The sequence below is a fragment of the Bacteroidales bacterium genome (assembly GCA_014860575.1).
In the GTDB taxonomy this organism is placed as follows: Bacteria; Bacteroidota; Bacteroidia; order Bacteroidales; family JAAYJT01; genus JAAYJT01.
In genome coordinates this window covers 22,667-45,806 of record JACZJK010000046.1, presented here as the reverse complement: position 1 = coordinate 45,806, position 23,140 = coordinate 22,667, and the positions used below count along the sequence as shown (strand labels likewise).

Annotated in this window: 3 protein-coding genes; all 3 read left to right on the top strand. The window is 42.8% G+C overall.

Features of this window, described 5'->3' with window-relative positions; genetic code table 11:
* Positions 1–178: 178 nt before the first annotated feature.
* Complete coding sequence (locus IH597_12605; GenBank protein ID MBE0663291.1) at positions 179–10,063, top strand: choice-of-anchor J domain-containing protein; 9,885 nt, start codon at positions 179–181, stop codon at positions 10,061–10,063.
* Between the two features lie 505 nt (positions 10,064–10,568).
* Entirely contained in the window at positions 10,569–17,354 is a 6,786-nt protein-coding gene (locus IH597_12600) for a hypothetical protein (GenBank protein ID MBE0663290.1), read from the top strand.
* 390 nt (positions 17,355–17,744) lie between these two features.
* Positions 17,745–22,709, top strand: coding sequence for a T9SS type A sorting domain-containing protein (locus IH597_12595; protein ID MBE0663289.1), 4,965 nt, complete (start codon positions 17,745–17,747; stop codon positions 22,707–22,709).
* Positions 22,710–23,140 lie beyond the last annotated feature (431 nt).

Below are 23,140 nucleotides of genomic sequence, written 5' to 3'. Positions count from 1 at the left end.
AAGTAAGGCCAAAAGGTCCTGAATCAAACTTTCTTTGGTTTGTCTATTAATTGTCTATCTAAAAAATTTGCCTGACCTTATATCATGCAGTATCTTTATACTGTAAACGCGAAAATCAATATCCATCTTAAGGTATTGTAAATAAGCAATATAATTAATCTTTAAATACCATCATGCCATGAAGAAATTATTCGTTTTTGCTGTTGTGAGTTTTGCATATCTATTGGTTGCAAGGTCTCAGGTTGCGGAGTACTCATTCAAACAAGAAGCTTTAACCTACACCGAAATCACCGGAGGAACCGTTTTATGGTCAGGAACGTTCGATAATGAAGTATCCGGAGAAATTACCATTCCTTCATTTGTTTTTAATGCCACAGCTTATACATCAATTTTTGTGTCGGCCAACGGATTTATTACGTTCGGCACTGTACCAACAGGAACACTTTACACACCCATCAGCAGTTCGGTTGCTTATGAAGGCGCCATAAGTGCATTTGGCCGCGATCTGACAAACTCTGAAGGTGGGGCACCTGCAGTAAGATACCAGCAAGTGGGAAACGAATTTGTAATTCAGTGGAAAGATGTGAGAAGAAAGAGTATTGCCGGGGAAATTATTAGTTTTCAGATACGGTTGAACGCAACTAACAATTTCATTTCCATCGTATATGGCGGTACAATATCTCCCGGCTCCAATACTACTTATCCACAGGTTGGCTTAAGGGGATCGTCAAATTCAGATTTTAACAACAGAACGATTGCTGTCGCCGGCGGCAACTGGATCAATTCAGCGAAAGGAACCGGTAACAGTAACACAATGTATTTTAATAGTTCCACATCAGGCACTGTGCCTTCACTGGGTCTGACATATACCTGGAAGGCCTTGTACAATCCCTCAGACTTTGCTGCTGCCGGTATTAATCTCAGCCAGATTGATTTATCATGGATTAAAAACACCTTCAACCATAATGTGATGCTCGCGGTAAACACAACAGCAACCTTTGGCGTACCAGTTGATGGAACTACTTATTCAGCTGGAAACTCCATAACCGGTGGTGGAACAGTCCTCTATACAGGAGGCAATACCGGCTTCAGCTACATGGGTCTTAATCACAGTACTTTGTACTATTACAAATTATGGTCATTTGATGGCGTAAATGATTATTCTGTTGGAACTACTGCGAATTGCCGGACGGCTTATTCCCTTCCTTATTTGCAGGATTTTAATGCCACGAGTTTTCCAGCGGAATGGTCGGGCAATATGACCGTAATGGCCAGTCATGGAATAACCGGAACCCGTGGTCTATCAAGAAGAATGTATTCATCATCTACTTCAGCCAATTCAGACTCGCCGCTTGCAGGAAGTATTTCTGCCAACACAGTGCTAAGCTTTCATTACCGCATCGTTGACAATGCTGGTTACCCGCTTAATGCCAATGTTTTAGGTGCAGGTGATCAGATTGAAATCCAGTTATCGTCCGATGATGGTGCTACTTACTCGACTTTTCATGTCATTGATGTCAACAATCATATTACTACCACAGATTTTGCCAATAAGGTTCTAAGTCTGTCAGCTTATAACGGGCAATTTATCCGGATCAGATTCCTGCTGACCTGGGCCACCGGCGACTATTTCGTGGATATTGACAATGTTCTTATTGAAGAAGGAACCAATATGATGTATTCCGGATCCACTACAGAACAGCCAAATACCAGCCATGTGGCAATCAACAGCCCCGACAACGAAATTATCCGCCTGCTAGTGGTTACAAACAAGCCGGATAATCCTGTTGCAATGACTTCGATTACTTTTAATACTACCGGTTCAACAATTGCAGCCAACGATATTGCTGCAGCAAAGGTGTTCTACACAATCACACCCGAGTTTTCAGCCACCACTCAGTTTGGTTCAACCCTGAATAATCCGTCAGGAACTTTTACTATCACCGGAAGCCAGCCACTGGCTGGAGGGAATAATTTTTTCTGGCTGGCCTATGATATAAGATCCACAGCAACAACAGGCAATGTGGTAGATGCACAGTGCACGCAATTTATTACCTCGGAATCAGGATCGAACAAAACTCCACAGATTGCTAACCCGGCAGGCAACAGGAAGATTGGCACAATAATCAGCGGCTTAAAAAGCATTCCTGGTGATTATGTGACCCTCGCAGCAGCCGTTACAGCACTTAACAATGCAGTGATCGGTGAAGGAGGTGTAACATTAAACGTTGCAGCTGGATATTCAGAAAATATTACAGCACCTATCGTGCTCACCGCCACCGGAACATCTGACAAGCCTTTGATCTTTCAGAAGAGCGGGGCAGGAAGCAATCCTGTAATTACCCGAACCGATGCAGGAACTATCAATACAACAACAATGGGCTATCATGGTGATGGCGTAATTATCGTTGAAGGTTCGGATTATGTAACTTTTGATGGCATTGATGTGGCAGCCCAGAACCAGGGCATAGAATATGGTTATTATCTTCGTAAAGCTTCAGTGACCGATGCATGCAAATTTGTTACCATTAAAAACTGTAACATCTCCATGACCAGAGGAACAAGCCGGTATGTGGTTGGTTTCTGTGCCGCCAACAATGGAACCGCCACCAGTAATCTGACAATTACTACCCCGGGAGGAGCGCACGAAATCATTGCGTTTACATCAAACACCGTCCAAAATGTATTTACCGGTATTTACCAAAGCGGTCACAGCACTTTTTTTGATCAGGATTTTACAATCGGAGCGTTGGATCAGGGCAATATTATTCAGGATTTTGGGGGCAATGTTGCCAATGAATCGTTTGGTATTTATACCTCGAACCTGGATAATAGCGTCATCAGTTACAACAATATCAACAATGCTGCCGGAGGTGGAGTTGGTTTCACAGGATATGGAAACGGCATTTTTTATGCCACAACAGCCAACCACTCTTTTACTGTGAAGCACAACACAATAAATCTAAGTTCGCAAGGCACGGGCAACTATATGTATGGGATCCGAAATACTGCTCTGGGAGAAGTGCATATTGAGCATAACACCATCGCATTAACCAATTCTGTTTCTTCTTCGGGTCAATACTATTTTATTTATCACAATTCAAGCATCGCATCTGAAGCGCCGATCACCATCAGTAGCAACACTTTTGCTGCCAGCGAATTTACCTTCACCGGAATGGCAGTTTTAATAAGCAATACCAACAACAGGGTAAGTCCGGGAATTGTAAATATTCAAAATAATGCTACAACAGGAACCATCAACAAACTTGGGGCATCAGGTTCCTTCTATTGCTATTATAACACAGGGAGTCCCACCGGAATTGAAAATATATCAGGAAATATTTTCTCAAACATTAATACATCCGGAACCTCAACCTTTACGGGTATTTATTCCGATACCCATGCCTCGCATACGCAAAATGTTTTTAATAATACCATTTCCAACATTACATCAGGAACCGGAGCCATTAACTGTTTTGACCTGAGTAAAGCCAATAGCCGTATGGTGTATGGAAACCAGGTTCACACAATCAACGGTGGTGGCGTCATCAATGTAATGAACCTGAGAACAGGAAGCCAGGATGGCCATATTTTCAGGAATAGTATTTATAATATTGAAACCACATCAACTTCAACATCCGCTGGCTTGCTGAATGGAATACTTATAGCGTCAGGATCAAACGTATATGTTTATAATAATTTCATTTCCGACCTCAGGGCCAGCGTCACTAACAATGCCGATGCTATACGAGGAATTTCCATCACCAGCACGTTGGCAAATTCAAACATCGGGCTTTACTACAATACAATTTATCTGAATGCTACCTCAACTGCAAATCCTTTTGGAACCAGCGGAATTTATCATACGGCACAATCTAATGCCACAACGGCGCTATTAGATCTTCGAAACAATATTGTTGTCAACAACTCAACTGCTGTTGGAAGCGGGAAAACTGTTGCATTCAGACGTAGCAGTTCAAGCCTTGCCAATTTTTCTGAAACTTCTGATAATAACTTGCTCTATGCCGGAGTTCCAGGCGCTTCCAACCCTATTTATGCTAACCCGACAACTTATCAAACCTTCGAAACCTACCAGGCCCATGTTGCTCCCCGTGATGCCAGTTCGCACACTGAACTTCCGCCATTTGTGAATGTGCTGAGCACGCCTTATGATCTTCATCTGCAAAGCACAGTTCCGACCCTCGCTGAAGGTACCGGACAGCGAATCAACAATCCCATTGCTGTAGATGAGGACTTTGATGGCGATTATCGCTCAATGACCACGCCTGATATCGGCGCTGACGAATTTGGCGGAATATCCAGCTTTGTAATGAATCCGGAATCATTTATTGCACTGGCTATCAGTTCACAGCAAATCAGCCTTGGTTTCGAAATGAATGAAGATGATGATGAAGTTGTCATTGTTTTCAACACGAGCGGAAGTTTTTCGCTCCCTTCTGGCGAGCCGGTTTCAGGACAGCCGCTTGCCAACGGAACAGTGCTTTATATTGGTATGAACTCTCCATTTATCCATGGTACATTAACTGCCGGTAGCTCATATTACTACAAGGCTTTTTCATACAATGGCATAAGTTATTCAAGCGGGCTCTCAACCTCTGCGATTCCGGGTGTAAGTCCATCTGCTAATTTTTCTGCATTACCTGTGAACCAGACAGTAATCAACCTAAGCTGGAATTTAAACTTTGCTGGTCATAACGTTTTGATAACCTCAGGCAGTGGGCCAATGGTAGGCAATCCTGTAAATGGTAATTCCTATAGCGTGGGTGAAACAGTTCCTTCAGCGGGCTTAGTTATTTACAAAGGCCTGGCCGAAGAATTTGACCACACAGGTTTGAATACTTGGTCACAGTATTATTACAAATGCTGGTCGTTCGATGCATTTGATTATTATTCTACTGCATCAACAACCAATGCCATAACATACGCAAACCCGGTCACAAACTTTCCTTACCTGCAAAACCTTGATGCCTCCTGGAGTCATTCACCGCTTGCTCCTCCAAACTGGAACATAGTAGATGTTGGGGGAAGTGGAACGTATACCTGGCTCAGAAGTACTTCAATGTCTCATTCATTACCGGCAGGGGTTCGTGGCTTGGGTATTGGTAACTGCAATGATTACCTGATTTCACCTCCGCTTGTTTTGCCAATTGATGATCTGACATTATCATGGTGGGAAGTCGTTTCAAATGCTGCAAATATTACCTCCTACAAAGTGCTGTTATCCACTACTGACAAGGAACTGGAATCATTTACAACAGAGTTGGGAGATTTTACTTGTACCAATATCAACTGGGAGATGCGGTCAATTGACCTCAGTTTGTACCAGGGTCAAACCGTTTACCTGGCTTTTTACTTATATTACACTACCTCATCATCTTACCATTTTACAATTGACGATATCCTGATTGAAACCTTCTTACCAGGACCTGCACTGCTCAACTGGCCTGAAAACAATATCACTACGTTTAATAATAATAATACACTTTCATGGTCACCACCCGTTTCCTCAATTCCAATTGATGGATATAAGCTGTATTTTGGCACAAATCCTGACCCGGTTAATTTGGTTTTTGATGGTTTGGGCTTATCGTACACCTCTGGGCCACTGCAACACAATACAACATACTATTGGAAAGTGGTGCCGTACAATATAAACGGTGATGCCAATGCTGTTCCTGTTTGGTCGTTCAGTACAATATCAGCCGGTCAACTTGCTGAGAGTTTTGAGGATGAATGGTTTCCTCCCACAGGATGGTCAAATCTCGGTAGCTGGGGACGAACTGGCAGCGGTGTGTTACATGGAGATTATTCTGCTAATAAATTTACTTCATCAAGTCCGGCAAGAATTGTCACCCCTTTGCTGAGTATTGATCCCGGAAGCACGCTGGAGTTTTTTGCAGGAACTTCAAGTTCAACTTACCAGCGGATGCAGGTTTATTATTCTACCAATAAAACTACCTGGAACACTATTGGTAATGAGATCAGTATTATTCCCGGCGATTGGCAATATTGCTCAGTTGACCTGAATGCACTTGAGGGTAATGATTATTACCTGGGTATTGGTTCCTATTTTGCCGAAGGAGGAAGTGGTGCATGGGTATATCTCGACCATGTAATTGGCCCTCATATAGTTCCGATCCTGCCCGCCCCTGCTAAATTTCCCGAACCCATGGATGAGTCGGATTGGATGCCGCTTCAAACCTCTCTAAAATGGTATCCTGAATTGCTGGGTGGTATCCCTTCGGGTTATAAAGTATATTTTGGAACCGATGGGGGAGGAATCAACACGCCAACAAACATGATCAATGGCCAGTTGATTACACAAAACACCTTTACACCTCCAGCCCTCAGTAATAATACTGTTTATTACTGGAAAATAATACCCACAAACAGTGCCGGCGATGCTATTGACTGTCCCATATGGTCGTTTAGCACCCTGCCTGACGGGGCTGTGCAAATTGGCTATGGCTATGAATCCTGGACAGGACTGCCGGTTGATGTTGAATATTCTTATACATACAGCCAGAGTATTTACTTCCAATCAGAGATTAGTATAGGAGGGCAGTGGATCGAAAAAATCTATTATTACTGGAATAGTAATGATGCCGCACCTAACAGCAAAGACTGGGTTATTTACCTTGGCCACACGGAAAAAACAGAATTTGTCAATGATTTTGATTGGGTTCCAACATCAGAGATGGTCAAAGTGTTTGACGGCGAGGTTGTTTTGCCGGATGAATCTGGCTGGATCGAAATTACTCTTGACATACCATTTCAATATAATAATGATGATAACCTGGTGGTTGCAGTGGATGAAAATACTTTAAACTATGACTGGGGCGAGTTTTATGCAACGGATACAGAAGGTTTCAGATCCTTGCTTTACTCCAGCGATTCGCATAATATGAATCCTGATAATCCCACCGAAGGAGGACTCATTGAGGCAACACCCAACCTGCGATTGATATTTGAAAGTCAAGACCCTCCGTCTCAGGCTTTTCTCACACCTGAAATAATTGACTTTGGCCAGGTGTTGGTTCAAACCATTTCAGATCCTGAGTCTATGAAGGTTGAAAATATCGGAGGCGGAATATTAACAATCAGCCAGGTTTTTATTGATGGTGTTGATGCCAGCCATTTTTCATTGGCCAACCTTCCAACTTTGCCTGTATATTTAAGTACCTACAATTCCTTTGAATTTCAGGTAATATTTAATCCCACAACGCGAAATACAAAGTCTGCTATCCTTAAGATTCAAAGCAATCAGGAGGGTGGCACGCTTCATGAGATTGCTCTTCACGGCGTTGGATTACCAATTGCAACACCACAAGAGTTCCAGGCAACAACAACAGGCCTGAACAGTATTACTCTTGAATGGCTCCAGAACCCTGACAATGATGATGTAATGATAGCATACAATACAATTGGAGTGTTCGGGGCACCGGAAGATGGGTCAGAATATGCTGTTAATCAAACTCTGGTGGGAGGTGGCACCATCATTTATAACGGTAGCCTTTTAAATTATATTCATACAAACCTTAATGCAAGCATGGGGTATTATTACAAAGCCTGGTCGGTAAATGCCACCAATAACTATTCAGCAGGGCTTGATGCTTATGCACAAACCCTATGTAATACGGTTTACAATATTCCAATTTTTGAGGATTTTGAAAGTATTCCTGATTATCAATTACCGGTTTGCTGGAGCCGGCTCATTGAAAGCAGCGTGAAACATAACAGTCATTTTATTGGTGTCTTGTATGGCCCATACAGCAACAACAGGGTATTAACCTTTTACAACTATTATGAGATTGACCCCACGCTCATTTTTATATCCCCCGAGTTAAATGCAAGCATCAACACACTTGCCATCAGTTTTGATTTTTTTCTTCCCGGACGTAAATCAACAAAAGCATTGAATGGAATCAGCGTAGGAGTGATGTCCGATCCTGAAGACCTGAATACATTTACTCTTTTGGGAACATTCAATACGGGGGATTGGGTTGAAGAATGGACGAGGTTAGAGTATTATTTTCATCAATACAATGGAACGGCCAAGCATATCGCCTTAAAAGCCAATTACAGTTACTGGTCAATCCATTATATGCATGTTGATAACCTTCTGATTGATTTCCTCCCATCATGTATTCCCCCTACCGGACTTCAATCTTCGGATATTTCAAACGTAAGCGCTGTCATCAACTGGCAGGAAGGCTACCAGGAAACAGAGTGGCAACTCAAATATGGCCCTCTTGGGTTCGACCCTTTAATTGAAGGTGAGTTGGTTACAGACATCCTGGTTAAACCCTATTTACTTGAGAACCTGCAGCACAGCACAATATATGATGTGTATGTTAGAGCCGCCTGCGCACAAAACGACCATAGCGAATGGGTGGGACCTCATACCTTCAATACATTGTGTGAAGCAGTTGCATGCCCTGTTTACGAAAATTTTGATGCAACTCCATCTGGAGAAATACCAATTTGCTGGTCTGCGTTATCAGACGAAAATTCTTTTGCTCAAACCATTGACAACAACCCAAATTCTCCTCCCAATTGCCTGATGATGACAAGCTATGGATTGGATGATGAAGCTTACCTGATATCACCGGAACTCACTGAAAGTATAAGTGATCTGTATATCTCATTCTTTGCAAAACGCTCTTATACAAGCGGTTCTCTTATTCTTGGAACCATGAGCGATCCAACTGATAATAATACATTCCAGTTCTTGAACAGTTATACACTTACCGAATCATGGGAACAATGTTCTTACAACTTTGAGAACTATTCCGGCAATCATCAATACATTGCTTTTCAAATAAATGCTTACGGAACCTTGTTTCTCGATGACATTATCATTGACATTATGACCGGATGTATCAGGCCATCAAACCTGGCTGTGCTTGGCGTAACATCTGGTTCGGCACTGATATACTGGAATAATGGGGCAGATGAAAGTATGTGGGACCTGGTATTTGGCCAGCCCGGATTCGACCCGGAAACTGAAGGCACAATGCGCTGGGATATTACCAGTAAACCATATGAGCTTACCGGATTGTCGGCCTCAACTTCATATCACTTCTATGTTCGGAGCAGTTGTGAAGATGAACTTGTAAGTGAATGGGTCGGGCCATTGAGTATTACCACCTTATGTGAAGAAAGTGAGAGATGTAACTACACAGTTCTGATGACTGACAGCTATGGCGATGGATGGGATGGCACAGTACTTGGGATCAGGCAGAATGGTAGCATAATAGAAACTTTTGGTGAAGATTTTGAAAATGGGTACAGTTACGGACCTGTTAATATTTCATTGTGTCCCGATTTAATGACCGAAATTGTAGTGCTTGATCCCGGTGGTTATACTGATGAAAAAGGATTTGCTTTGTATGACCCTGATGGTGTTTTGGTGTTCGAATTATTGCCCGGAACCACTTTTGACGGAACTACAGTTTTTCACACCTTTGCTTCTGCCTGCCCTTCCGCTGTGCCGGTTAATCGTTACATCGCAGATGAATTGGTTCAAACAGGTGAAGATTTATGCTTTGATGCGGAACAGACCATTACAACAGCCGGTGGAGGTTCTTACTTTATTGTTGAACCCGGCGCTGCCGTGTTGCTTATAGCAGGCCAGAACATTGTTATGTTGCCTGGCACGCATTTCCAAACCGATTCTTATGTTCATGCTATTATTGACCTCAACGGCATATATTGTTCAAACTTTACTTCCGTTGTTTCTGAACCGGTGATTTCTGAAAAGCCCATTGAGGATGTAAAATGGAATTTTTCAACCGACTTGTTTTTCAAAGTCTATCCAAACCCAAATACCGGTCTGTTCGCCCTCGAACTCATTGAATCTGCCGAACTATCAACCATCAAAGTTGAAATTTTCAGCCTCGTTGGTGAAAGTATCATGAATGTTAATTTGCCTGAAATGAAGCAATATCAATTTGATTTATCGGCCGTGCAGCCAGGTATCTATCTCATAAGGATAATAAAGGGTGATGAAATTGGAGTAGAAAAAGTGATAAAACGATAAAGTTGAGTATAATTTGCATGTGAGGTTCCCTGTTAGGTTACTCGTTGAATTTCAACCTAACAGGTTTATATGAAGCGGGTTACTTGCTAAATGTTGGCCAATATGATCTTTAATTTAAATCAAACTACATCTCTTGCATCTGCCTTCACAATGTTGTAATTTTATGCCTTCTTTGAAAGTATGGTTATCGGCCCCATCGTGTAACCGCGAGTGCATGCATTCTGGAAAGACTTCCTTTCGTTGAGCATGCATTCCTCTTATCCTTGCTCCCGGTTTCCAATTCTTACAAACTCTGGTGATCGTGGGTGACCCCATCCTTACCATATGATCTTGGCAACCTTACCATTTTACAAGCGCTTTGTATCAGGATTGACATAATTGTGATGAATGATTTATGAGCCAATGTTTTCTTTTGGGAAAAACTGGATTCTGTTTTGGAGTATTAAAGTTAGACGTAACGGTATTCTTATAACCACATATCATTAACCTTCAAAATTAAATTGTTATGAAAAAGATTTTACTCGCCGCAATGCTACTTGTGAGTATGGCTATCACTGCCCAGGTAGAGTATCTACCTTTTGAAAATGTAAAACACATTGCCATTGAGAATGCCAAATCACTATGGGGAGATGTGTATGCAGATGAGCCTATTCCACTGTATTCAATCAATGGCGACTTGATTGCTTATACTTTTAACTTTTCCATCGGGCAACCTTTTCCTTCCCGTCAAACATTGATCGAAAGATGCAACTCACCGGCTGGTTCGGAAGAAAAAACTGACAGGTGGTTAATCGGACAGTTTGCCAACATGCTTGTGTCGGCGGGTAGTAACATGACACCTATATTAAAATATTCAGGGGCAATTTCAGATGACTATGCCTATGGAGCCAGGATCGAAGAACTGGCATTTGAAAAACTTCAATCAGAGAATTGTAGCCTTGAGAAGATCATTTTTATGAGTGATATGGCCAAATGGTTTGTTTACTCTGATCGTGACGGAAACAGAGCCTATGTGAAAGTATTTCCACCTATTGAGGTATACAATGAATTAGAATTCAATGAAGCGGTGCAGCAACGTTACACAAAAGCTGGTTTATGGGTAATTCCTGAAGATAATGAAAACCTTTGGACTAGCTTTCTGAATGGGAAATTACTCAACGGGAAGTCCAATACACTAATTCCCGATGAAGACTTTGTTCCTTATTATGACTGGAGTTATGGCTGCACTCCAACCGCCTTTTCAATGGCGCTGGCTTATTGGGATAATCGTGGTATGCCTTCGGCCAATGATTACGGAAATCTTGTAAAGCATCATTTTCAAAGATATGATCATGTACAGGGCGATACTGATAAAAATGTTCCTGATCTTCAGAAGGCATTGGCCATTGCTATGAGTACTGATTCAATGACTGGAAGCACGGGTTCCTGTTGTTGGCTAAGTGGTTTTGTTAACGAAACCGATGCACGTGGTTATAGTTTCACAGGAACGGATAAGTATGGAACTTCAGCTCAATACCTGGACTGGGCTCAAACTGAGATTGATGCCGGTCGGCCATACCACATGGGAACCCCTGGGCATTCCAATACCGGTGTTGGTTATACCAGCGACAATTACCTTATCAGGCATGATACATGGCAACCATCACACAGCAGCGTTTATTATACAAGCTGCGACCTGGTAGGTACTATTGTGCCGGGTGGGCAATATGGCGCTGCTGTCAACATCACAAGCCCTTTCGGAGATCCGCGTTATACGGATAATGTAGTTCCGCCAAGCCAGGGTGAGCATTTGTATGCCGGCGACAGGTTTGAAATTACCTGGAATTATGACTACTATTCAGGCTCCTACGCGCGATTGCTTTATTCAACCAACGGCGGATATAACTGGACAGTTATTTCAAGCAATACTCCAAATGATGGATTATTCGACTGGAGCATTCCTTCAGGGCTGGCCAATTCTTCTCTGGGCCGGGTAAAGGTTGAAGTTCGGGATGGAGGAACATCAGCAGTGCAGGCAGCAGATGGAAGCTATGGAAATTTCGATTTTCATTCAGGAGGTAGTTTACCAAGCCTTTCCGAAGATGCCTCCACAGTGACTACCACAGTGCCCGATTATTACCAGTTTGCAAACACTTCACTCTATTGGAGTGTAGTAGGTTTAAGGGCAACCAATGGTTCTGATGATTGGGATATCGAGCTGCATAGCGGGACCGCTTTCAATGATGTAATCGCGTCTTCTTCATACGGTGGAACCACCGTTGATTTTGTCGTCATTGACGGCAATCATACTCCATCTACTGATCGTGGAATCAAAGCACGAAGATATTCAGGAACAAGCACGGCACGTGTTGAATATGAAGGTGGCTCCGATGTTATATCAGCAGGTGTTGCGTTGAATACATCCTGGCCTGCAAACGATGTGGTTGAAATCTATGATATTAACCTCAACCCCGGTACATACGGTTTCATATTGGACGTTACTTCAGGAACAGCTAATCTTGACTTTGCCCTGTTTGGTTCAGATGGTGCTGCCTATTATGCCCCCAGGGGTTCTAACAAAGCTATGTCCAGCAGTGGAGGTGCCGGTGGCGATGAATATTTCACATATACAGTTATCTCAACCGATTGGTATGGATTATGCCTTTGGTCCAACGACGCCAATACAGCTAACTACACTTTAAGGATTGAGTCGCCGGGCACATGGACAGGCCTTGTAAGCACTAACTGGAATAATGCGAATAACTGGAGTGGCCACATTATTCCTGATGCTGGCATTGATGTAACCATTCCCTCTGGTACTCCATTCCAGCCATATATTTATACTGCCATTGCCAATTGTAAAAACATCACAATCAATACAGGAGCAACTCTGACTGTTGGTGGATATGCACTGAATGTTGCCGGCAACCTTACGGTTAACGGAACACTTGCATCTAACAATGCCTCCGGGGAAATCAACGTTCAGGGCGATGTTGTCTGGAACTCCGGTTCAACTGCCAACTTTACTACAACGGCACCTTTCAGGGTTTATGGACATTGGAATTTTGAATCAGGTTCAAATGCGAACCTTGCCAATGGTACGGTGTTGTTTATGGGTGACGCTAATAAATATATTAGCAGCTATTCCTCCACAAGCTCCTTCAACCATGTAGGAAGTTACAAAACCGGTGGTTATCATATCGGAGTAAGTTACTATTCAACTCAGCCGCTTACTATTAATGGCTACATTTATGTCCATCCCGGCGCAATTTTCGGGATTTACTCCACTAATGATGTCATCCTTAAAGGTGATGTAAATAGTAATGGAACATTTTTATGTAATTATGGCACGGTGGTATTGGATGGCTCGAACCAAAGTCTAAAAATGAATACAGGCGATTACTTTAACTATCTCACCTTTAGTCAAGCCGGCACTGTAACAATTAGTAACAGTTTAAGCAATATTCTGGATGTAAATGGAAACCTGGTGATTGAATCCGGGATATTCAACCTGCAAGACAGAACCATGCATGTTGGAGGCAACTGGACCAATACTGTAGGAACTACCGGATTCGTGGAAGGAACAAGCAGGGTGATATTCAATGGTTCAGGCCACCAATATGTTTATTCCAATGAAACTTTCAACATCCTGGAAGCCAATATGGGAGCGGCACTAAGAATTATTAATGCTGCCTATACTGTTACCTGCAACCAGTATGACTGGACCACTGGAGGTATTGATGTAGTTGCAGGAACTTTTACCGCACTTGACCTTGCTGATAATGGGATTTATGGGGGTTACTGGCTCAATCCCGGAGGAACAATCAATTTAACAAACACTGATGGCTATGTTGATCTTAACGGTAATCTGAATATTTTTGAAGGAAATTTTAATGTTTTTGGAGGAACGACCTACAGCTATTGGCCTTTTGCAGCAAATGCATCAATTAATATGAGTGGTGGGGTGCTGGATTTTAAGGACCAGGGAATCTATATTTATAATTCAGGCATCTATACATTAACCGAAAATATTACCGGTGGCATCATCAGTACCAGCCGTGGTTTTAATTCCAACAGGGCTGATTTTTCACCTTCGGCTGGTCTATTTGAGTTTTATGGTACAGGTGACTACAATATTAGCCAGGTAGCAGGAAGTACTCTCCCCAACGTAAAAATCAATAAAGGGGCTGCCAAGGAAGGTGATCCTGAGATTACCGGGCCTGTTTTCGACGAAAGATCCGGAATGCAACTCTCCGATGGAGGCAAAGCCAATACCATTGCTTTAAGTTCAAACTTTACAATTACCGGTAATCTCAACATTGCCGCAGGAACATTTGACCTGAGTGCATACACCTGCAATGTTTCCGGTACAACTGATATTTATGGAACACTTACCATGACCAATGCCGCAAATGACCTGACTGCCGGAACCATTAACTGGCAATCAGGTTCAAATGATAATGTAACTGCCGGGACTTTTAATACAAATAACTGGCGTTTCAATGAGGGAACCAATGCAAAGCTTGGTTTGGGAAATACCGCTTACATCTACAATCTTTACTATCCTACCGATAATGATGCGGAGTTTGGTAACCTGATAGCAGTTCCTGCTTCAAAAGTATTGGAAGGAGGTGAAAGTGGCAAAGCTTATTATCCGGTAAGGGTAGCGGGCAATTTTGATATGCAAGGCACCACCTGGACTTTTGCTGAAGGTGCAACCGATTTGATTGTTTCAGGTAATTCAAATATTCCTGGCGGAAATTCCATCTACTTCTCAAACGGAGCCGACTTTTCTACCAACGGATCGTTGAACTTTGCAGGTAATTTATCGCTTAGCGGAGGCAGCGTAGCAACTCTTCATGGCTCGCTGACATTCCCCTCAACTGGATACTTGTATTTGGATGCGTCAAGCTTTATCTGCGATCAGAATTCAGCGTCAGGAAGTATAACACTGAATGGACGCATTGATATGAATGCCGGATCCGTGTTTGAGATGACGGGACGAAATGTAATTATTGGTACAACATTCAATGACGATAATATAGGAGGCGGTGATTTGCGTTTTGGCAGATCGCTAACTGCAAGCATTACCAACAACTTCCAGCTTAACTGGGGAAACCTGGAGATGATGTCGTCAAATGCCGGGCACTATTTGAATGTAACCAACGGAAATTACCTGAATCATCTTTTAATTACTAAGCCGTCTGCAGACGTATATATTGCTAACGACCTCACGCTTAAAGGCTACTTTACTCTAAATTCCGGTGTTTTCAATACAAATATTAAAAACATGTATGTAGGTGGAAACTGGACCAACGTACCTGGGCCAGCAAGCTTTCTGGAGCATACCGGAACAGTGTATTTTAATGGCAGCGGTGATTTTAACCACCAGAGGATTTATGGTGAAACGTTCTACAACCTGACGAACGCTAAAACCGGTAACGGTCAATTGATGATTGAAGGACCAGTAACAGTAATTAATAATTTCCTGGCCAATGTTTCCAATATGGTTTCTGCTAATCTGAATGTTAATGGCCTTCTGGATCTCTCAGCCGGTATAATTGTATTAACAACTGCTGCTCCGACAGTAATTGTTAACAATTTCACCATGGGAGGTAATTTGGGGCTTTCAAATGGCAGCTTCAGTTGCAATGATATTACCAATAATGGTATTTTTGGAACCATTGACCTCTATAATGGCAGCATTATACTAAACCAGTCTGATTTGCAATATACTGACTTGAATGGCTCTCTCAATATTCACGGAGGAACCATGACTGTGAATGGGAACTATGGTTATAGCGAGTGGGGGTGGGCTGCGCCTGCAAGTTTTACAATGTCAGATGGTATTCTGAATTTTAATAACCCTGGCATTTCTATTAATGCCAGCAAACCCATATCAGCCTCAGTGAGTGGTGGTACAATAAAGACTAGAGGAGTGTTCCTGGTAACTCATCCTACCTTTATTCCAAGCGGTGGAACGGCTGAGCTTTATGGCAATAATCCAGCCGGGATTCAAAGTACTGGTGGTTCGCATTTTTATAACCTGAAAATAGATAAGCAAGTTGGTTTATTACTCGGTGCTGATTACACACAGAATGATGTCGTGCAAATGAGGATGTCTGAACCCGGAAGGCTCAAAGTAGAAATACCGTTAGACAGATCGGACAACTATGCTATTACTATCGGCAACCTGAAAGTGAATAACAATACCGTTATTGATGAGGGAAACCTGAGGATTGTGCATGAAGCTACCATTGCCGGAAATGTAACTGTAAACTCAGGTGGGAATCTCTCTATGGAAGGAGTTGGCTCAATGGCTATGGGCAGCGGAAAAGCCTTAACAGTAAACAATGGGGGCGAGCTTTCATTGCAAGGCACTGTAACTGATTATCCGAAAATCACGAGGATTTCCGGTAACTATGGTTTGAATATTGAAAGTGGAGCCACCATTGGCGCTGAATATGCTATTTTTGAGTACATGAACACCAATGGGGTGAATGTTAAATCCGGTGCTATTGTTGATCCGGCGAAGTCGTTTACCAATTGTAATTTTCGCAACGGACAAAGCGGTGGAAGGCTGTTAACCATAAACAACAGTCAAAGCCTGTTACTGAGCAATGTTGTTTTTCCGGGCAGCTCTGGTAATTATAACGTCTCAAAGACAGTGGATGCAGGTGTTGTTGTCCTCTCCGATTATAGCGGTGTTTTCGCCGGACCAACAAATGAGCAGGACACTTATGGCCGCATTCACTGGACAGGCGAAATCTCGTCAACTATAACCCTTGATGGTGTTTTGATTGGGTCAGGTCAGGATCTTTGTTTTGAGGCTTTGCAAACCATCACGCTTGGGGGTTCGCAAAGTTTTATACTTGAAAGTGGTGGAAATGTGAACCTTGTAGCGGGGCAAAACATCCGTTTGCTTGAAGGCACTCATGTTCAAAGCGGCGCTTATCTGCACGCCTGGATAACAACAGATGGAATCTATTGCGGCAGCGGTTCATCAATGCTTGCTGCTGTTGAAGAAAACAGCCTCACGGGTTCTGACGTTGAGAAACCAAACGGGCAATCTGGCTTTAGAATCTATCCAAATCCTACCAGGGGAATATTTACTTTGGAAATGGATGATCTCATGGAATTTTCATCAATAAACGTTGATATTTGCAACGTTGTTGGTGAAAAAATTCTTTCTTTTGAATTGCCTGAATTCAAACAATACAAGTTCGACCTGACTAACCAGCAGCCAGGTATCTATCTCATCAGGGTAATGAGAGGGAAAGAAGTTGGCGTTGATAAGGTTATCAGGCGATGAGTTTATCGCCTTGTTATCTGTAATTCAGGATGAAACAATGCTTATGTGAATTTATTCCAAATAAACCAAAACTATTGTATTCAGCCTCACAATTCACTAATTTTGCATCATTCTTTGAAAGAATGGTTATTGGCCCCATCGTATAACCGTGAATGTATGCAATTTGGCAAAACTTCCTTTCGATGAGCATACATTCCTTTTATCCTTAGTCTCCGAAAATCCATTCAGGTTTTGATTATTGAGATGGCTATTTAATTTTTTATCTATCTAGCTCGCTCTTCAAACTTGACCCTCCTCTAATGCCATCATAGGTAAGATTTTGCAGATTTCATCATGCATTTGATGTGCTTATTCAATGCATTATTTATTAATAAAAACCAAGGAGGAAACATGAAACCAAGAATTTTACTTATTGGGTTGGTCATCAGCCTGACAGGGCTGTTTGTGACAAACCCGGCAAATGCACAATTCAAGGAGCTTCAGCTCATTGAATATGAAACCAATGTACAGCAGGATATTAATACTGCCCTGCATTTCTTTGAAAACAAAGATGCAGTTACCCGGTTCAGGGAAGTTGAACTAAACGGAAATCTTAAGTCACTGTTCACAGTTGAATCCGAAGATCTTATCAATCTGAACCTTTTCAGCGATGTTGAATACATTGCTGAGGTGCAACGGGTGGAAGAAATTATGGAGGATAATGTGACCATAACCGCCAAACTACTTTCATTTGATTACGCATTCATGATCATTTCAACAACCGAGGGCAGAACACTTGTGAATGTTTACGTTCCAGAAGAAGGGAAGAAATATGAAATTACCAGCGATCCGGTTACACTGAAGCATTACCTGGTTGAAATCAATCCTGAACTTATCCCTGACGTTGAGCATCACCCGGCAAAAATTCCTGGTGACCCAACAGAAGAAGAGTTGGAAGAACAAAACAGAATAAAGGAGGAAATCGAAAACACCAGATCAGGACCTGGTGACCCGGCTACCATTGATGTAATGATCCTTTATACACCTGCTGCTGCAACATGGGGAAACAATAATGGAGGTGGTATTAGAAACCTGGTAGCTACTGCTGTTGCTATCGGAAATACCGCTCTTTCAAACAGTGCTACAATTGCAAGCATCAGGCTGGTTTACAATGCACAGGTAACCTACACAGAAAGTGGTGATGTTGGCCTCGATTTGGACCGCCTTACCGGCACCAGTGATGGCTATATAGACGGAATACATACCTTGCGTAATACTTACGGTGCTGACATGGTACAACTCTTCACAACCATGGGTGGTGGTATCGCCTGGTTATTGAACAATGCTGCCGGAAGTCCAACATATGCTTTCTCCCTTGCCGGTGTAAGCACTGCCACTGCTTATACTCCAATTCACGAAATGGGCCATAATATGGGATGCGGGCATCATAAGCAGCAGAACTTTCAACCAGGCCCCGGCTTGTGGAGTTTTTCTGCAGGCTGGCGCTGGACAGGAACAGATGGAGTGCTCTATTCGTCAGTGATGAGTTATACGGCTGCAGGATATTTCCCATCTAATCCATACAATTCTACAAGAGTCGGCTACTTTTCAAATCCCACTGTTACTTACATGGGAGTTGCCACAGGCCACTATAACGATGGTGATAATGCTTGGACAATACAAAACACCAAACATGTAATCGCTGCGTATCGTTCCACAGCCACTATCAATTGCATCGCATGTCCCGGGTATAATTCTACCTTCTCACCATCCAGTTCATGGCAAACCACTTCATCTTCAATTGTAAGCAATGGTTGTAAGGTGTATAGATTTACAGCTATTGCCGGAAGAACCTATATATTTCAGACAGGTTGCGGTAACGGAGCAACAGCTAACTTCGACACTCAACTTCAGTTGCTTAACAGCAACTGCAGCCAGGTAGCCTTTAATGATGATGAATGTGAAAGCTTCCGATCAAAAATAGAGTGGGTAGCTACTTATGATGGTTATGCCTACCTGGTAGTCAAGGGATTTGGTTCAACTTCAGGATCGTACACCCTTGCTTATCAGCGCCCGCTGGGTTGCAACAGCAATACTCAATATCCTTCTACTACCCTTACCGCTGAGAATTTCTGGAAATATCAAAGTAGTATTTTTCCCGGTGAATACAGCAGGTTTAATGTTACCAGCGGAACAACGTATCACTGGTCTTTATGTAGTCACCACGGCGGCGATGCCCCGTATGATTCACAACTAACGCTGCGCAATGCCTCTGATAACAGTATTATCACTTATTCTGATGATGAGTGCGGCAGCGGAATGGATGCTTTTATTAGTTGGCCAGCAACATTTACCGGCCAGGTAAAAGTTGTGGTAAACAAATTTAACTGCCTGGGTGAAAGTACGGCAACCAGGCTTGCCTACAAAACCGGTACGCTGGCGAACCCTTATGTTACCATTTCTCCTGCCAATAGGGACGTATTCTCCTCCTCCGGTTCAACAACATTTAGTATAACATCGAATACGACCTGGAGCCTAAGCAAAAATGTAACCTGGATAAGCTCGCTCAGCCAGACATCAGGAAGCGGAAATGCCACTATTACTGTTAATTACAATGCAAATTCAGGAGCACAAAGAGTAGGTACCATCACTGCTTCAGCCTATGGAATGACCAATGTCACGGCCACGGTAACACAACTTCCCGGTGATGCTTATTGTAACAGCTTGTCGCAATTTGGAGGCCCGCTTACCCCATTAAACGACTGGCAATATCACACAGGCATTTGGGCAGGCGAATTTGTTACTTTCAACGTTACCAGTGGCACTCAATATCACTGGTCGCTGTGTCCGGAACATGGAGGAAGTGCTTCCTATGATTCGGAGTTAACCTTGCGCCGCGCTGATAATAATGCTTACCTCGCACACTCGAATGATGTATGCGGAGATGATGCAAGGATAAGTTGGACGGCCACATTTACAGGACTGGTCAAGCTGGTTTTAACCAGATACCCCTGTGAAAGCCAGGTTACAAGTACAAAAATCGCCTACAAGAGTGGGGCACTCGTTAATATCGCTGTTGCGCTAACTCCCGAAAACCGGGATGTATTATCAGGAGCGGGAACAACTTACTTTTACGTGAACTCCAATACGAGTTGGACATTGACAAAAAATGTTTCCTGGATAACATCGCTTACTCCCTCAAGCGGAACAGGCAATGCAACCATTACAGTTGTTTACACAGCAAATACTGGTGCTCAGCGTATAGGAACCATTACCGCCAGTAGTGGTGCATTTTCAACCCAGTCAACTTTAACACAAATGCCTAATGACGCTCAATGTAATAGTGTGAATCAGTGGGGCGGTTTGCTGGAGCCTGTAAATACATGGAAATATCATGGAGGAATGTGGGCTGGAGAATTTGCCAGGTTTTCCGTTGTATCCGGCACCCAATACCACTGGTCGTTGTGTCCTGCACACGGAGGTGATGCATCTTATGATTCACGGCTGACATTACGTAATGCAGCAACCAATGCGTATATCACCTATAACAGTTATTTTTGTGGCGATGATGGCAAAATAAGCTGGACTGCTAACTTTACAGGTGAAGTTAAGGTTATTGTTACGAAAGAGCCATGCGACAGTTACGCCAGTTCAACGCGTTTGGCCTACAAAAGCGGAGCACTTGCCAATCCTTCAATATCTATCTTACCTGTCGTCCAGGTAGTAGGTCCTTTGGGCGGCTCAACAACTTATAATATAACCTCTAACACTTTCTGGACGCTTTCAAGTGATCAACCCTGGGCTGTTGTGAGCCAAACCTCAGGCACTGGCGATGCTACCATTACTGTGAACTATGATCCGAATACCGGCAGTGGCCGTATCGCTACTTTCACAGGAGTAGCCAGTTACGGGCCGACTGTTACTGCTTCATTATCTCAATATGATTACTGTGCCACTGGAAATCCATGGCTAACAGTGGTTCCAACAGAAAACTGGCAATACATAACTTGCCTCTTCGGCGGAGAATATACTACTTTTTCGGTTAATATTGGCGAAAAATACAACTGGTCATTATGTGCAACGCATGGAGCAAATGCCCCTTTTGAATCTCAGCTTACATTAAGAAAGGCATCGGATAATTCGTTTATTGATTATGCACACAATAACTGCGGCCCGGGTGATTTTGGCGCATTTATTGACTGGACTGCTGACTTTACAGGCGATGTCAGGGTATATTTACACAAATTTAATTGTCAGGCTCAAAACTCCTGCAGCCGTCTGGGATATAAAAAAGGCAACCTTGAACTACCATTCCTGACCGTTGCACCTGATCAGCAAGAAGTGGGATATAATAATGGCACAACAACTTTTGATCTGCTTTCAAATACTACCAACTGGACAGTAACAGAAAGTATACCCTGGTTAAGTGTTGTTCCGGTATTTGGAAATGGTAATGGCACATTGACAGTTAATTACGACGCGAACGCAATAACAACTCCCAGAACTGGCGAGATTACAATTTCAGCGCCATATACTCCAAATGTTATTGTAGTTGTAAATCAGGTTGGTGCTCCTCCATACCTTACTGTGTTGCCACCGGAAAGGAATGTGTCAACAGCAGCAGGAACTACCACTTTCGATGTTACATCGAACACTGACTGGACTGTCACTGAAAGTGTACCCTGGCTGACTGTTGCGCCCATGAGCGGCACCATGAACGGAACAATTACTGTAAATTATACTGAGAACACTGCGCTTGCTTCCAGATCAGGACAAATTACCCTAACAGCATTTGAGGCTTCAGATGTAACAGTAACAGTACACCAGGCAGGGGTTGTTATTCCGGTCAATGTTACTGTCCCTCCATTTACCGTAGCACCCGGAGTTTACCAATGTTACAATGCCTCTCAAACCATTACGGTTCAGTATTACACTATTCTCAGCGGTGGCATGGTGAACATGGTAGCCGGGCACAATATCAGGTTGCTTGAAGGAACACATGCCCGCAGTGGTTCATACCTGCATGCCTGGATTTCTGATGTTGACCATTGCGGCATTATTTCCCCACCCGCCATGTTAGCGGTTAAGGATGAAATCATCATGCCTATAGAACAGCCTGAGGAAATTACGCCTCCGGATAATTTCTTTAAAGTGTACCCCAATCCAACAACCGGTTTATTCAACCTTGAATTGGTTCAAACCACCTCTGCAATTTTGGTTGAGATATACAGCCTTATGGGCGAACAAATTCTGAAGCAATCAGTTTCGGGGCATTATCTCTACGAATTTGATCTTTCAGGTCAACCCAGGGGTGTTTATATCGTCAGGGTAATTAGCGGTGATGAAATGGGAATTCAGAGGGTGATCAGGCAATAGGTTTTATTGTTGCATACTCTAAACCATATCTGCGGCATCTGCTGCAGATATGGTTTTTTTATATTTCTGTTTAATGCTAAATGCTAGCTTTGCGATAAGTAAGAATTCCCAATTATGTCAGAATATCAAAGAAAGAAAATACGAGTTTGAGCTGACTAACCAGCAGCCAGGAGTATTTCTTATAGAGTGCTTAGAGGTGATCAACTTGGAGTTGAAAAAATAATCAGACAGCTAAACTTTGAGATTTAGTTCAGGAACTGTCCTGAATGAATAATCAGATCTGGCATGATGATGAAACGTCGCAGCTATTTAGACTTAAAGAGCCAATTTCATTTGACTTTATTAGTGCTTTTGTGATAAGCTTTAGTGCTCGTTTTTTATTTGCACATGCGAACTCATATAAAGGTCTTATGCTTAGTGCCAGTATATCA